Genomic DNA, 15008 nt, shown 5'->3' on the forward strand with positions numbered 1-15008 from the left:
GCTAGCCTTTCTCTTAACCGGCGTTAGAAAAATCGAACTGGGCCATATCAATGCCCAGGTCCCCCACGGTGGGCCAATCCTCTGGGATGGCGCTTCCTCGAAGTTTACCGTGTTCTGCGGCCATCGCTACGGCTTCGGTGCCGAAACGTACGCGGCCTGGCCCCTCCGCCAGGGCGTACGCAATGAGGACGTGAAGGCACTTCACGCGCTCAGGCATGCCACCACCGGAAAAGTCAGTACCTAGGTCTTCCATGGCGTTGCGGGTTGCCAGGTAGTGTTCATGCGCGGCTTGATAATCCTTCTGCAGGTCCTCGTCCTCTGCAAGGCGCTGCTCCATCCATTTCATGACATGGGCAACCTCAAGGCGCGATGCCTCAGCAGTCAAGCGCGGATCGGTGAGGTAATAAAGGGTGGGAAACGGGGTGCCGTCGGGAAGCTTAGGCGCGGTCTTAATCACCGCCGGGGCTCCGTCCGGAGTGCGGTATGCAATGTCCACGACGCCGCGTGGGGTGCGGCCCAGTTGTTCGCGGACGACTTCAAGATCAGCATCGGTCACGGTCATAGGAACCATTGTGACACGGAGGAATGGTTGAGTCCTATTCAGCAGGGGCCTGCGGTTGATTCTCTGCTTCTTCCGCTACAGAATCCCACAACACCGCGTACCACTCGCGGTCATCGGTATCCTCGCGGCGCTCCGAGGTTACCGTGTCACCTGAGTCCATGCGCGGATCCATAATGCGGAAGGCCGTTTCACCCTCATCCATCACACCGAACCGGCGACGCGCCTCTTGCTTGACGTACTCCTCCGAGTTGTACTTATCAATCTCGGTGAGGAGCTCATCCTTATGGGCCTGCTTGGCGGAAATAGAGCTTTCTAGGCGGGCAATTTCTGACTGGCCGTGGTAGTAATTGCGCAGCGGGACAGCAATGGATAACAAGACTACGAGAATAACGGCAATGATCACACCGACGCCCAGAATGTCCAGGCCTTTAGGCTGGACCGGGGTCTTCTTCCGCTTGGTGCGCTGCGCATCGCGGGCACGCGTGTGTACCGGAACGGTGTTCCGGCGCTTCGTACGAGGAGAAATAGTGCGTGCCATCGGGAAGCCATTGTATCCCGGACCGGCCCCAGTACTGTGCGGCGCGCGTCGTGTCTCACAAATAACACGTGTCACAGAAGTTCAAAGTCCGTTCCGGTACGTGTGCCGCGTCAACTTGGGCTCTGCGGCTGCCCTCCCAACGCAAAAGGTGCCACAGTTTCCTGTGGCACCTTCTGAACTAGCGCTAGCTCAGCGGACAGTCCGAGAAGACTGCCACTAGAAGCTAGTGGCAAACTTAGCCCTGGAAGCGCGGAAATGCGGAGCGGCCGGCGTAAACAGCGGCATCGCCCAGCTCCTGCTCAATACGCAGCAGCTGGTTGTACTTGGCTACGCGCTCAGAGCGGGCCGGAGCACCCGTCTTGATCTGGCCACAGTTCAGGGCGACTGCGAGGTCAGCAATGGTGGTGTCCTCGGTCTCACCGGAGCGGTGGGACATCATGGTGCGGTAGCCGTTGCGGTGAGCCAGCTCGACGGCATCAAAGGTCTCGGTCAGGGTACCAATCTGGTTGACCTTGACCAGCAGAGCGTTAGCAGCCTTCTTGTCGATACCCTCCTGGAGGCGTGCCGGGTTGGTGACGAAGAAATCATCGCCGACGATCTGAACCTTGTCACCGATAGTCTCGGTGAGCTTCGTGTAGCCCTCCCAGTCATCTTCCTGCAGCGGGTCCTCAATGGACACGATCGGGTACTTAGCAACGAGCTCCTCGTAAACCTTGGCCATCTCCTCAGCAGTGTGCTCGCCGCCCTCGAAGTGGTACTTACCGTCCTTGAAGAACTCGGAGGAAGCAACGTCTAGTGCCAGAGCAACGTCCTTGCCCGGCTCGAAGCCAGCCTTCTTGATTGCGTCAACGATGAGGTCGAGCGCTGCCTTGGTGGACTCGACAGACGGAGCGAAGCCGCCCTCGTCACCCAGACCGGTGGACAGGCCCTTGTCCTTGATGACGTTCTTGAGTGCGTGGTAAACCTCAGTGCCCTGACGCAGCGCCTCGGAGAAGGACTCCGCGCCAATCGGAGCGATCATGAACTCCTGGACGTCCACGCCGGAGTCAGCGTGGGAGCCACCGTTGAGAATGTTCATCATAGGAACGGGCAGGACGTGGGCGTTCGGGCCACCGACGTAACGGTAGAGCGGCAGGCCAGCGGACTCGGCAGCGGCCTTAGCTGCTGCGATGGAAACGCCCAGGATGGCGTTGGCGCCGAGGCGAGACTTGTTCTCAGTGCCGTCCAGCTTGATCAGGGCCTGGTCAATGAGACGCTGGTCATCGGCCTCGAAGCCGGCAAGTTCATCAGCGATCTCTTCGTTGACGTTCTCAACGGCCTTAAGAACGCCCTTGCCCAAGTAGCGGTCACCACCGTCGCGCAACTCGTGAGCCTCGTGAACACCGGTGGAAGCGCCAGACGGAACGCCGGCCACACCGCGTGCACCATCGTCGAGGAAGACTTCAGCCTCAACGGTGGGGTTGCCGCGGGAATCAAGAATTTCGCGTGCCATTACGTGGATGATGTCAGCCATGCTGCTTTCACTCCTATAGAGCCAAATTGATCTTGGTTTGTGTTCTGGGAGGTGCTCCCAAACCACCTGCAGCCAATTGTTCCAGAAAACTTCGGAACGTGTCGGGCTTAAACGGACAACGTGACAAAGATCTAGGAAGAGACTAGGACGTCGCAGGCTGTTCAATGGCGTAGGAATTTGCCGCTGCCGCCACTTTACGCAGGTAGTCCTCCGATTGGTTGTAGTTGAGGACGGCTGAGCGCCAGCCTTCCGGCGTGGAAAGGTCCCTATCCCCAAAACACAACAATGCGGCGGCACCTAGCGCAGCATCATCAATCTGGTTGGGATCAGCCACCCCATCGCCATTGGCATCACGACCTAAATGCTCCCACGAAGAAGCGATAAATTGCATCGGTCCGACGGCGCGATCAAAGTCGGTATCGCCGTCAATCACGCCGCCATCACTATCCGGAACCATGGTGGTGTTGTTCGTACCATCGAGAGGTATACCCACGATGGGTGGGTCGGGGTAGCCGTTCTCATCGAGTGTAGAACGGTGAAAGAGATTGCCGTTATAGGTCCCGTGACGGCTTTCAACCCAACCGATCCCCGCAAGGGTATTCCAGCGCAGATTACAGTTCGGCCAGGACTCCCGCGCAATCAACTCCGCATTGCCATAGGCCCGCAAGGCTTGATCGGGGATGCTGGTGGCATCAGCAAGCTGGTCGGACCACCACGTCAATTTATCCGCCGTGCGCCCCGGACCGTCGACATCAATATTGGGCACTTCTGCCCCGCCGACCGGTGGAAGATCCTCTGGGACAGGGGAAAGCTGCCGGAACGGGGATGGCTTATCCAGGAAGGAAAGACTCCAGGCCACCAGGGAAATGATCAGAATGATGGCTAAGACAATTCCAAGGCCACAGCCCCCGATCCTCCTAAGCCCCTGCGTCATAAAGGTGAATACTACAGCCCGTTGCGCGAAGGGGGTCTAGCGACACAGAGGGCGCAACGAGGCGACTATATAGGCACGACCTACGAAATTTGCGAACCAAAAGTTATGTCAAAATGTTCCCACGCGTAACATTCTGCGCTACACTGCAGCGTTGAACAGAGAGCCGAGGCCCCGCTGGTGCTCCACGTTCTATCACTGTCCGTTCTAGAAACGTGCTTTTCTCTTAGTCAAGGAGTTCCATGTCCATCCGTCGTATCCTCGCTACTGCTTCCGCCATTGTTACTCTGGGTGCCATCGCACCCGCTACCGCCTCCGCCGCTTCCCTCACTGAGCTGGGCGGCTTCCTTTCCCAGGGCATCCAGTCGGCTGACTGCAACACCCTGCGCAGCACCCTCACACTCATCGATCAAAGCACCGAAGGCGAGCTTCTGACTCCGGATACCACCCGCAACCAGCTTTCAAAGAACCTCACTGCACTGGGCAACTCCAAGGAGCTCGGTCCGCTGGCTTTCGCCGCTGTGAAATACGCCGGCCAGACCGCTGACCGCGCTCTCGAGTGCAAGATTGTCAAGGAAGACACCATCGCCACCGGCGGCACGGGCCTGTCCTCCAAGATTGCGGACTACGCTCCCCTACTGTCCTCCATGATCCAGAAGGGCTAGTCCTTCTTTTCTCGGGCCTTACCTTCGGCCCACAAGCGCTCCTGTTCCTCTACCCCCACGATGTCCTCTGAGCCATCAAAAAGGTAGGGCGCGCGGGAGCGCATTTTGTTGACGAAAGACATCGCAACATCATCAAGGTTGAAGGCCCCACGGCGTGCCGCGATTTCGGCGTGGAAGAGGATCTGCAGGAAGACATCGCCCAATTCCTTCAGCAGCTCAGCATCCGAAGCATGTTCCCGCACTGCCTCGGCAAACTCAGCGGACTCTTCCTCCATATATGGCAGCAGGGTCTCGTGGGTTTGATCGCGCTCCCACTCCCCTATGCGCCGCGCGCGCATCATCACCTCGCGCGCCTGCCACATCGGATCCTCCAAGGAAGGAGCGAGGATGAGCTCCGCGTGGGCGTCGATAAGCGCGCGCACCTGCGGATGGGAGGGGTCCGTGCTCACCACAACACCGTGGCCTGCAGGATCCTCACCGCTCAGTAACTGGTCGAAGTCCCAGCGAACTTTCACAGGAACTTCATCGGTAAAAACAACAGGTCCCTGCAGTTTTCCAACGGCCTCCATGGGTATTAGGGTGGGCCAGCGCGGATCTAACAACAGGACAGTCATAAGCAACGAGTATAGGTCCCGGGCCCGATGAACATTCGCTGCAGTTGCACAAAAGCCCGCCTAAAGGGGTACTTTTAACCAATGACCACTTCCAATCTCACCGAATCGCCGCGCACGCACTCCGTGACGCTGTGGACGCTCGTCGCGCTCATCATCGGTTCCACGGTGGGCGCCGGAATCTTCTCTCTTCCGCAAAACATCGCCTCCGTGGCCGGCCCTGGTGCCATGCTCATCGGCTGGCTCATTGCTGGCGTGGGCATGCTCTCTGTTGCCTTCGTTTTTCAGATCCTGGCTCACCGCAAGCCACATCTCGACTCCGGCGTGTACTCCTATGTCCGTGCCGGCTTGGGTGATTTCATCGGCTTTACCTCTGGTTGGGGCTACTGGCTCGGCTCCGTGATGGCGCAGGTGGGCTACGCCACCCTATTTTTCAACACTATCGGCCACTACGTCCCTTTCTTTGACGCCGACCACCGCTGGGTTTCTGCCATCGCAGTGTCTTTGTTGTCCTGGGGTATCTTTGCTGTTCTCGCACGCGGGATTAAGCAGGCGGCCATCATGAACATGGTGACGTCCGTAGCCAAGATTGTGCCCATCCTGGCCTTCATCATCATCCTCGCTTTCGTGGGTTTTAGCTGGGACAAGTTCACCTTGGATATCTGGGGCAAGACTTCCGATAAGTCCCTCTTCGAACAGGTACAGGGCATCATGCTCTTTACCGTGTGGGTCTTCATCGGCGTAGAGGGCGCATCCGTGTACTCGAAGCAAGCCCGCACCCGTTCCGACGTCGGCCGTGCCACCGTCATCGGCTTCATCAGCGTCTTGGCGCTGCTGGTCTCCGTGTCCACGCTGAGCTTCGGTGTACTCACCCAGGAGGAGCTCGCCGCGCTGCCGGATAACTCGATGGCCTCCGTGCTCACCGCCGCCGTGGGTGAATGGGGTGGTGCGCTCATCTCGCTTGGTCTGTGCCTTTCTGTGCTTGGTGCCTACGTGTCCTGGCAGATGCTGTGCGCGGAGCCGATCGTCATGATGGCTGTCGATGGCCTTCTCCCCCGCAAGATCGGCACCGTGAACATTGCCGGCGCGCCATGGGTAGCGCAGCTGATTTCCACGCTGACGATTCAGCTCTTCGTCATTATCTTTTTCCTCAACGAGACCTCTTATAACGCCATGGTGCAGCTAGCTACAATCATGTACCTGCTGCCCTACATCTTCTCCTCGCTGTATCTAGTTCTCTTGGCCGTGCGCGGCAAGGGCCTAACGCACCCACATGCCGGGGTGCGTTTCGACATCTCGGGCCCGGAGGTGAGCCGCCGCGACAACCGCCGACACTTTTTCATCGGCTTGGTCGCCTTCATCTACTCACTGTGGCTCATCTACGCTGCTGACCCGGTCTACGTGCTGCTTGGTGCACTGGCCGTGGTCCCCAGCATGATTCCTTACGTGGCTACCCGCCTGTACAAGAAGGAACGCGTATTCAACACTTTTGAGTGGTTCGTGGTGGCACTGGTGATTATCGGCGCGGTGGCCGCGGTGTGGGGCTTGGGCACCGGCCGTTTGGTGCTTTAGAAGGCCTCGGGTTCCGAGCGATGTGACAGTACTGCATACGCGATGCAGCTGGTCAGCCAGAGCACGTGGCCGATGGCGCTGATAACGAGGAAAATGCCGCCGGTAATTTCGGCCGCTTCCTCGTTGCCGGACCACCACGTCGGCACGGTGGCTGGCCCAATGTCCCCGAAATCGGGCAGGTTGGCATTGCCCACAATGAAGCCGATAAACAGCAATGCCATTGACACCCACGCCCACTCCAACCGGCTTGGGTAATCAGCGCGGATGAATAGCGGGAGTAACCCGAGCAACACCCAAATGCCAACTAGGAAGATCCCAAACATCACCAACATGAAGGTGAGCCAGCCGCCATTCTCACCGCTGAACTTGATAACCAGGGAGACGGGGATACTGAACAACGCCGCGAACATCCACACCACCATCATGATGATTCGGGGATTAGCTCTACTCGGCCCACTGTGGTTGTTCGCGGCGTTCATTATTTTTCTCCTACGCTAATGACGTTCTTTTTAGTCTTAGCACCGCTGACGTCAACGCGCTCGGGTTCGAACATCGATGCCAAGAAATCCGCCATCCACTGCAGGAGTTCAATGTCTCGCAGCTTGGGGTCGGTGACATTGCGGCCAGCCTTGGGGAAGTTGAGCTGGATGGCCTTGGCCGCCGCGCGGTAATTGGAGCCCGGGAAGAGGCGTTTGAGGCGTACCTGTTTGGAATCTGCCAGCTCCACCGGGTGAACCTTGATGCGGGTGCCCTGCACGGTAATATCGCTGACCCCGGCCCGGCGGGCCTGGTGGCGCAGGCGCGCTACCGCGAGAAGGCGTTCCACAGGCTCCGGGACAGGCCCGTAACGGTCCTGCATTTCTTCCACCACGTGTGCCAGGTCCGCGTTGTCCTTGGACGTTGCAAGCTTGCGGTAAACCTCCAGGCGCAGCCGCTCGGAGTTGATATAGGACTCCGGAATATGTGCGTCCACCGGCAGGTCGATGCGGATTTCCTTTGGCCCTTCGTCCGTGACCACGGGGGTCTCACCGCGGGCAAGCGCTTTGAAGGTCTCTACGGCCTCGCCGACGAGGCGCACGTAGAGATCGAAGCCCACGCCGGCGATGTGGCCGGACTGCTCGGCGCCCAGCACGTTGCCGGCACCGCGCATCTCAAGGTCCTTCATGGCCACTGCCATACCGGCGCCCAGATCGTTGTTCTGGGCGATGGTGGCCAAGCGGTCATAGGAGGTCTCCGTCAGCGTGGCGCCCTTCGGGTAGAGGAAGTAGGCGTAGCCGCGCTCGCGGGAGCGGCCCACGCGCCCGCGCAACTGGTGCAGCTGGGATAGGCCCATGTGGTGGGCGTTTTCCACGATGAGGGTATTCGCATTAGCGATATCCAAGCCGGTTTCCACAATGGTGGTACACACCAGGACGTCGAATTCGCGGTCCCAGAAGCCTTGGACGGTGCGCTCAAGCACGTCCTCGTTCATCTGGCCGTGTGCCACGACGATTCGGGCTTCCGGCACTAGGTCCCGCAGTTCGCGTGCTTTCTTTTCGATGTCAGCGACCTTGTTGTGGATGAAGAAGACTTGGCCGTCGCGCAGCAGCTCACGGCGGATGGCCGCGGCGACCTGCTTGTCTTCGTACGCACCCACATAGGTCAGGACCGGGTGACGGTCCTCCGGTGGGGTCAAAATCGTAGACATTTCACGGATGCCCGCCATGGACATCTCCAAGGTGCGCGGAATCGGGGTCGCGGACATGGTGAGCACGTCCACGCTGGCCTTCAGCGCCTTGATGTGCTCCTTGTGCTCCACGCCAAAGCGCTGCTCCTCATCCACCACAATGAGGCCTAGGTTCTTCCAGTGCACGCCTGTTTGCAGCAGGCGGTGGGTGCCGATGACGATATCCACGGAACCATCCGCCAAACCGGCGAGAATCTCCTTGGACTCCTTGGCCGAAGTAAAGCGCGAGAGCACCTCGATATCCACTGGGAAGCCCTGCATGCGCTCGCGGAAGGTATCGGCGTGCTGTTGCGCCAGCAGGGTCGTGGGCACAAGGACCGCCACCTGCTTGCCATCTTGCACCGCCTTGAAGGCTGCGCGCACTGCCACCTCGGTCTTGCCGTAGCCCACATCACCGACGACCACGCGGTCCATCGGCACCGTGGATTCCATGTCTTCCTTGACGGCATCGATGGCCAGCATTTGGTCTTCCGTCTCGATGAAGGGGAAGTTATCCTCCATCTCCGCCTGCCACGGGGTATCGGGCCCAAACTGGTGGCCCGGTGCTGCCTGGCGCTTGGCATAAAGCTCCACCAGCTCACCGGCGATCTCGCGCACTGCGGCGCGCGCCTTCTTCTTAGTGTTCTTCCAATCCGAGCCGCCCATCTTGGACAGCGTCGGTGCCTCACCGCCGGTGTATTTGCTTAGCAGGTCCAGCGAATCCATGGGTACCCACAGCTGGTCGGCAGGCTGCCCGCGCTTGGATGCCGCATACTCCAGCACGATGTACTCGCGACGGGAGGTCTCATCACCGGATTGGACGGTGCGCTCTGCCATCTTGAGGAATTTACCGATTCCATGGGTCTCATGCACCACGTAGTCGCCCTGCTTCAAGGCGAGGGGATCCACGCGGTTGCGGCGCTTTGCTGGGCGACGCTTCGCCCCCGCAATATCGCCCACACGGTTACCCGTGAGATCCGTTTCCGTGATGACGACCAACGGCAACACCTCAGCGTCCTTGAGCTTACGCACCTTCGGGAACACCAGACCCGCATGGGACAAGGCCTGGTAGAGGGTGACCTCACCAGGGCTCGGCTCCCACCCAGGAGTGGCCACCTTGGTGGGAATGCCCTTTTCCGCGAAGCGCTCCACCATGCGTTTGATCGCACCCTGCGCAGGGGCAATGAAGGCGGCACGTCCGCCGGCGGTAGTGTGCGCCAGAAGCTGCGCCATCATGGCATCTATCTCTGGGATATCACCACGCGGAGTAGGTCCGGGCTCAAAGTCCAGTGGCAGGGTCTCCGATTCGGCGGCGGCGAACATCCCCGGCGGGGCAAAAGTCCACAGCGGGGCCTCGATATTCCGGCATGTCGCCTCAAGGGACTCATAGGAGCGGTAACTCGACGCCGAGGTGTCCAAGCCCTCGGCCGCCAGTGGACCATCCGCGCCCATCGCGGCGGCTTCCCAGCCAGCGGCCAAGAACTCGGCATCGGTGGATTCCAGGTCTGCAATGCGGGTGCGGATCTTTTCCGGTGCCACGAGCAACACATGGGTGCCTGCTGCAAGGAGCTCGGGGAGGGTGACGAAGGGCTCGGCGGCAAGCACCGCCAGCACAGCTTCCATACCTTCAGCCGGGATGTGCTCCCCAACCTTTGTCAACAGCTCTGCCAGCGCTGCGTTGCCACCAAATTTCTGCGCTAATTCGCGCGCGCGTGCGGCAACCTCATTAGTGATCGGCAGCTCGCGAGCGGGATAGATTGCGACCTCGCCGACCTCAATCTCCGGGATGGCGCGCTGGTCCGCCACGGAGAATTGGCGGATATCCGTAATCTCATCGCCCCAAAACTCCACACGCACCGGGTAATCCGAGGTGGTGGGGAAAACATCGAGAATTCCGCCGCGCGTGGCGTATTCACCGCGCTTGGCCACCATATCCACGTGCTTATAGGCGCGAAACTCCAGCTCCGACAGGATATCAGAAAGCTCGTGCTCATCTTCTTCCTTCAGGAAGATGGGTGCACGCCCCTCCACCTTGCTCAGGATGGGCTGGCAATACCCGCGGGCAGAGGTCACCACCACCTGGGCTTTGCCCGCCCCCACCAGGTCGAGCACACGCGCGCGCTTGCCGACGATATCCGGGGCCGGCGACAACCTCTCATGTGGAAGCGTCTCCCAGGCTGGGAAGTAGGCGACCTTATCCCCCAGCATGGCCGTCAGCTCCGCGGTGAGGTCCTCCGCCTCACGCCCGGAGGCAGTCACCACCAGCACCGGCGCATGGTGTGCCAGCGTACCGATCGCCCACGGGCGCGCCTGGTCAATGCCAGTAATGTGCAATGAGGCTTCCCCCACTTGGGAGGCGAGGCCTTTAAGTTTCGGATCTGAGGCGGCTACCTTGAGCAGCCCGCCCAGCATCGGCGTTGCCACCTACTTAGCTCCCTTCAACTTCGGTGCTGCTTCCATGCCGGAAAGACCATTCCAGCACAAGTTAACGATGTGTGCTGCGACGGTCTCCCGCGAAGGCTCGCGCACGTCCAGCCACCACTGTGCCGTGGTGGCCACCATGCCGACGAGCGCCTGGCCGTAGAGCACTGCCAGCTCGGGGTCGAGTCCGCGGTGTTCAAAGGCCTCACCGAGGATGTGCGCAATCTGATTGACTGCTGCGTTCAACAACGTGGAGAAACTACGCTCATCCCCTGGCTTGGAATCGCGCACGAGGATTAAGAAACCATCGGTTTCCTCTTCCACATAGGTCAGCAGCGCGACGACCCCCTGTTCAATGCGCTCGCGCCAGGAACCCGTCTGTAGCGACTCCGTCACAACCTTTTCCAAGGCGACCAGCTCGCGGTCAATGACGACGGCATAGAGGCCTTCCTTGCCTCCAAAGTGCTCATAGACCACCGGCTTGGACACACCAGCGCGTGCTGCAATGTCCTCTACGCTGGCACCATCGAAGCCGCGTTCTGCGAAGGCCGCACGTCCTATGGAGATCAACTGCTCACGGCGCTCACGCCCGGTCATCCTTTGTCGAACCATGCCTTCTACTGTATCTCCCCCACTGGACATGGCCCGCACCAGCTAAAAGTCGGCCGTTAACCGCGCGCCCAAAAGTCTCGGGCACCTGTTTAGGTTTGGCCCACACCTGTCATGTAATATGTCCTCCAGCGCTCATAATATGTGCGCAGTTTCCCCATGGTGTAATCGGCAACACTACGGTTTTTGGTACCGTCATTCTAGGTTCGAGTCCTGGTGGGGAAGCAAGATAAAACACCGCCTAGCCTGCATTTATTCAGCGTTAGGCGGTGTTTGTTTTCTTTTCTTACGCCCTCGCCTAAAGCCCCTGATTTCAGCTTTCCGCGCAATCGACGCCACCTGCGCCGCGGTGTAGTTCAAGGGAGCAATGCCGGCTCGCGGAAGCACCCACCCGCGCCAATACGCCATCACTGCAAGGCCAAAGCCCACGAAGGGCGAGATGATCATGCCAAGGGCGAACTTATCAAAGTGGGCGAAGGACGCCATCACGATTCCTGTAAGCACCGCCGGCACGGCATAAAGCGGGCTGCCGCCAAAGACCGAGGGAATCTGGCCGGAAGCAACATCGCGCACCATTCCGCCGCCCACTGCGGTCAAGACGCCCAAGAATACGCAGGCAATAAACGGCATTCCATGAGTCAGCGCCTTCACGCAGCCAGTTGTGCACCACACGCCCAAGATGACAGCATCTGCGTGCTCGAGGAAGATCTCCCAGGCCTTGCCCTTCAGGTCCGTTAAGAAGGCAATAAGCGCGCCCACGCACGCCAAAGTGAGATACAACGGATCAGAGATTGCCGCAGCCGGACCGCTAGCGATCAGCATGTCACGGATCATGCCGCCCGCCAGCGCCGAAAAGAGCGCCAGAAAGACAAAGCCAATAATGTCGAATTCCCTACGGCGTGCAATCGTGCCTCCAATAATGCCGTTGAGCACAACACCGATGAGGTCAAAGACCTGGTACAGGGAATGGATGAGCGGGTCGACGTCCTGAATCACAGATATTGACCATAGCGCACTGCTCACATATCAATGGTGGATTTGTTTCAGTTCACACCTTCGCTAGCCTCGCGTCGTCTCAGAGCACCCTACTCAAGTCTCCTCGGCAGCCGCCGTATCCAAATGTGCAGACCTGGAAGTACAGACACGCAGGTGGGCGTCGTAAAGCGCAAACGCACTGCTTGGCGACGACCAGCAGGTCTGTACTTCCAGGTCTGCACTTTTGTAGAACCGGCTCCTCTCCTATCTGCAATGCGCGCTACCGCTCTGATAGTGGGAACACTGGGGTGAAGGTTTACACTGTTACGAATTCGTTCACTCTCTCTTCTCTCGAGGTCAATCATGTTTCCTAACGAAGCACAACAACAGCCGCAACCGGCACCGAGTCAGAATCCGTTTTCCACCGCGCCACAGCCATTTGATTCCAACACGACAGCCCAGCCTAAGACCCCCAAACCCGCATGGTGGATGGTTCCCACTGCTGCTTTAGTCGGCGTAGTACTTGGTGCAGGCGCCACCTACGCATTCACCGGTTCTAAAGAGGAACAGGTTTCCGCAGCCTCTGTAGAGCCAGCCTCTTCACAATCCGGAGAAGCGAACAATGCCGACACCTCAAATGCACAGGAAGCCAGCACCACTGGAGGCACCCTCGACGAACTCCCCAAGCTCGGCGAACCAGCCATGAGCGGAAACGAAAAATTCATCATTGACTCCGTGGAGCTCGCCCCCACGGTGGAACTAAGAAATGAAGACTTCTCTGATGGGGCGTCTGAAACTGTCATGGAAAGCCCTAAAAACGAAGGCGCACAGTTCGTCATCGTTTCCGGGACTGTCTTCAATGAAGGGAAAACCCCGCTTAATTCCGACTTCAGCAACTTCGCTTGGATTGCTGACCAGGAGGGCCGCATGTACGACCCCATCAATGAGCACTGGCGGGTTCAGGCCAATTGGGATACCCTCAGTGACTCCATCGGACCCGGTTTCTCCACACCATATACCTGGGTATTCGAGGTTCCCGGGGACTTTACCCCTGTAGCCTTTGCCTACGACGACTCAGGGGACAACGTGATTGGAAACAGGCTTGCCTCCATCGACGTACGCAGCTAGAGCTGCAAGCGGACGAAACCCAGCCTCAGAAAATAGCCAGATTCTCAATCCGCTGAAGCCTAGCCTGACTCTTGGTTAGGCCTTCGCCTCCGGCGTCGCATAGGGGCTGCGGGAGGAATCCACCACCTGGCCCGCGTGAGCAGAGTGCGCGGTGGCGGTTTGGTCGAAGACTAAGGCGGCGGGCTTCACGCGCACGTCGGGCTTTTCGCCTTTGTTGACCATGACGTACTGCCCCATCATTCCCTCGTCCTCATGCAGCAGCATGTGGCAGTGGTACATATACGGAATGGTCTTATCCGGGAAGTGGCCGAACTCCACCAGCAGGCGCGCGGTTACCTTCGGCGGAAGGTTCACAATGTCCTTCCACCCGGAGTTGAAGACATCCATTTTCTCATCGCCGTCCCAGTCAAGAACCTTGAAGCGGGCGTTGTGGATGTGGAAGTTGTGCGGCCAATCAGAGTTCTCATTGGTCACGGTCCAGATCTCCGGGGCATCGTGGTCGATGACGGTATCCACGCGTGCCATGTCCATCTGCTCACCGTTGATCATGAAGGTGTTGAGCACGAACTCACGCTCTTCAAGGCCCTGCGTGGACGGGGTCTTCGCCGCAGCGGGGTCAAGCGTTGCCGGCAGGGCGGGGGCTTCGGGCGCGGACTCTTCCGGCCCGGAAATGGTGAGCAGGTCGAAGGAATCTTGGAAGCCGAAGTCAGCCGCATCCTTGTCTTTGGGCACCCCGAAGTTATCCTTGCGCGGCACCGAGCGCAGCTGCACTTCTTTGCTGGGCTCCAGGTCCACGATAATTTCGGCGCGCTCGCCGGGGCCGAGGAAGAGGGAGTCGACTTCCACGGGGGCGTCGAGAAGCCCCGTGTCCGTGGCGATGATGTGGAAGGGGCCGTTTGTAAGCTCCAGTGTGTAGAAGCGCATCGAAGCGCCGTTGAGCAGGCGCAGGCGGACCCGGCGCGTGGTGGCGTCGAAGCGCGCATTGGTGATGCCGTTGACCAGAGGCGTGGTACCCAGAAGGCCCAGGGTGTTATCGCTCTTTTCATCAATCTGGCCGTCATCGGTGAACTTGGCATCCATGATGACTACCGGGATGTCATCGACACCGTAGTCCTGTGGAATGTCGAGGTCATCGGCAACATCATCGTCGATAAGGAACATGCCCGCCAACCCGCGGTAGGCATGCGTGGCCGTGGCCATGTGCGGGTGCGGGTGGTACCACAGCGTGGCCGCGGGTTGGATGATCTCCCACTCGGGCTTCCAGGTCTTGCCCACCTCAATCGGCGAGTGCGGGCCGCCATCCGAGTAGGCTGGCAGCTTCATGCCATGCCAGTGCACCGTGGTCATTTCAATAAGGTCGTTGGTGATCTCCGCGCGGACTTTTTCACCGCGACGGGCGCGCAGCGTGGGCCCCAGGAAGGCGCCGTTGAAGCCCCACGTCCGCGTGCGGTCGTTGCCGAGGAGGATCTCCGAGTAGCCATCTTGGGCGGTGAGCTTGAATACGCGTGTGCCGTCGACAACCTCTCCTTCCTCCACGGGCGGGATGGGCAGAGCGCGCGGCTCGCCGTCGTAGCCCAGCGGCTCCGGCTGATTCTTCGATCCCGAGGTGGAACAGGCGCTCAGCCCCATCACGGCGGCACCGGCGACAGTGAGCACGGAACCCTGGACGAACATACGGCGGGATACTGTAGGGCGAGCGGAGATAGACATGCCTCCCAGGATAGAGATCAGGTGAACCTTAGGACCCAGATAAGGCCGAGCCGGGCTTAAGATCACAG

General features: G+C 59.5%; 13 protein-coding genes. 3 read left to right on the top strand and 10 right to left on the bottom strand.

Going from position 1 to position 15008, the window contains the following annotated elements; genetic code table 11:
- Positions 1 to 13: 13 nt before the first annotated feature.
- The 4 genes from HMPREF3147_RS09840 to HMPREF3147_RS09855 all read right to left on the bottom strand — a co-directional run bounded on the left by HMPREF3147_RS09840 (position 14) and on the right by HMPREF3147_RS09855 (position 3547).
- Complete coding sequence (locus tag HMPREF3147_RS09840; RefSeq protein WP_070447070.1) at positions 14 to 562, bottom strand: DUF501 domain-containing protein; 549 nt, start codon at positions 560 to 562, stop codon at positions 14 to 16.
- A gap of 34 nt (positions 563 to 596) precedes the next feature.
- Positions 597 to 1100 (bottom strand): FtsB family cell division protein, encoded by a 504-nt coding sequence (locus HMPREF3147_RS09845; protein ID WP_070447072.1) that lies wholly within the window; start codon positions 1098 to 1100, stop codon positions 597 to 599.
- 235 nt (positions 1101 to 1335) lie between these two features.
- On the bottom strand, positions 1336 to 2613 hold the full coding sequence (eno, locus tag HMPREF3147_RS09850) for a phosphopyruvate hydratase (protein WP_070447074.1): 1278 nt from the start codon (positions 2611 to 2613) through the stop codon (positions 1336 to 1338).
- 142 nt (positions 2614 to 2755) lie between these two features.
- Complete coding sequence (locus HMPREF3147_RS09855) at positions 2756 to 3547, bottom strand: lysozyme family protein (protein ID WP_070447075.1); 792 nt, start codon at positions 3545 to 3547, stop codon at positions 2756 to 2758.
- Positions 3548 to 3786: 239 nt separating this feature from the next.
- On the opposite strand from HMPREF3147_RS09855, the gene HMPREF3147_RS09860 reads away from it, so the two are divergent.
- Positions 3787 to 4209, top strand: a complete 423-nt coding sequence (locus HMPREF3147_RS09860; protein ID WP_070447076.1) for a hypothetical protein — start codon at positions 3787 to 3789, stop codon at positions 4207 to 4209.
- Here the strand turns inward: HMPREF3147_RS09860 and HMPREF3147_RS09865 are convergent.
- On the bottom strand, positions 4206 to 4823 hold the full coding sequence (locus HMPREF3147_RS09865; RefSeq protein WP_070447080.1) for a MazG nucleotide pyrophosphohydrolase domain-containing protein: 618 nt from the start codon (positions 4821 to 4823) through the stop codon (positions 4206 to 4208). The two genes, HMPREF3147_RS09860 and HMPREF3147_RS09865, sit on opposite strands and share 4 nt — an antisense overlap.
- An 81-nt stretch (positions 4824 to 4904) precedes the next feature.
- Here HMPREF3147_RS09865 and HMPREF3147_RS09870 point away from each other — a divergent pair, with 81 nt between their 5' ends.
- Positions 4905 to 6392: an amino acid permease gene (locus HMPREF3147_RS09870; protein WP_070447083.1), complete on the top strand. Its 1488-nt coding sequence runs from the start codon at positions 4905 to 4907 to the stop codon at positions 6390 to 6392.
- Here HMPREF3147_RS09870 and HMPREF3147_RS09875 read toward each other — a convergent pair.
- The 4 genes from HMPREF3147_RS09875 to HMPREF3147_RS09895 all read right to left on the bottom strand — a co-directional run bounded on the left by HMPREF3147_RS09875 (position 6389) and on the right by HMPREF3147_RS09895 (position 12120).
- Positions 6389 to 6871, bottom strand: a complete 483-nt coding sequence (locus HMPREF3147_RS09875; RefSeq protein WP_070447088.1) for a hypothetical protein — start codon at positions 6869 to 6871, stop codon at positions 6389 to 6391. The genes HMPREF3147_RS09870 and HMPREF3147_RS09875 overlap by 4 nt on opposite strands.
- Positions 6871 to 10509 (bottom strand): transcription-repair coupling factor, encoded by a 3639-nt coding sequence (gene mfd / locus HMPREF3147_RS09880; RefSeq protein ID WP_070447090.1) that lies wholly within the window; start codon positions 10507 to 10509, stop codon positions 6871 to 6873. The genes HMPREF3147_RS09875 and mfd overlap by 1 nt, the downstream gene beginning before the upstream one ends.
- A gap of 12 nt (positions 10510 to 10521) precedes the next feature.
- Entirely contained in the window at positions 10522 to 11130 is a 609-nt protein-coding gene (locus HMPREF3147_RS09885) for a TetR/AcrR family transcriptional regulator (protein WP_070447092.1), read from the bottom strand.
- Positions 11131 to 11379: 249 nt separating this feature from the next.
- Positions 11380 to 12120: a trimeric intracellular cation channel family protein gene (locus HMPREF3147_RS09895; RefSeq protein ID WP_210384597.1), complete on the bottom strand. Its 741-nt coding sequence runs from the start codon at positions 12118 to 12120 to the stop codon at positions 11380 to 11382.
- A 345-nt stretch (positions 12121 to 12465) separates the two neighbouring features.
- Here HMPREF3147_RS09895 and HMPREF3147_RS09900 point away from each other — a divergent pair, with 345 nt between their 5' ends.
- The gene (locus HMPREF3147_RS09900; protein WP_083276485.1) at positions 12466 to 13230 is read left to right on the top strand and encodes a DUF4352 domain-containing protein; all 765 of its coding nucleotides are present in this window, start codon (positions 12466 to 12468) and stop codon (positions 13228 to 13230) included.
- Positions 13231 to 13305: 75 nt separating this feature from the next.
- On the opposite strand, the gene HMPREF3147_RS09905 is transcribed toward HMPREF3147_RS09900, so the two are convergent.
- Complete coding sequence (locus HMPREF3147_RS09905; RefSeq protein WP_049154285.1) at positions 13306 to 14940, bottom strand: multicopper oxidase family protein; 1635 nt, start codon at positions 14938 to 14940, stop codon at positions 13306 to 13308.
- Between the last annotated feature and the right edge of the window lie 68 nt (positions 14941 to 15008).

The organism is Corynebacterium sp. HMSC05D03, from assembly GCF_001807205.1.
Taxonomy (GTDB): domain Bacteria; phylum Actinomycetota; class Actinomycetes; order Mycobacteriales; family Mycobacteriaceae; genus Corynebacterium; species Corynebacterium aurimucosum.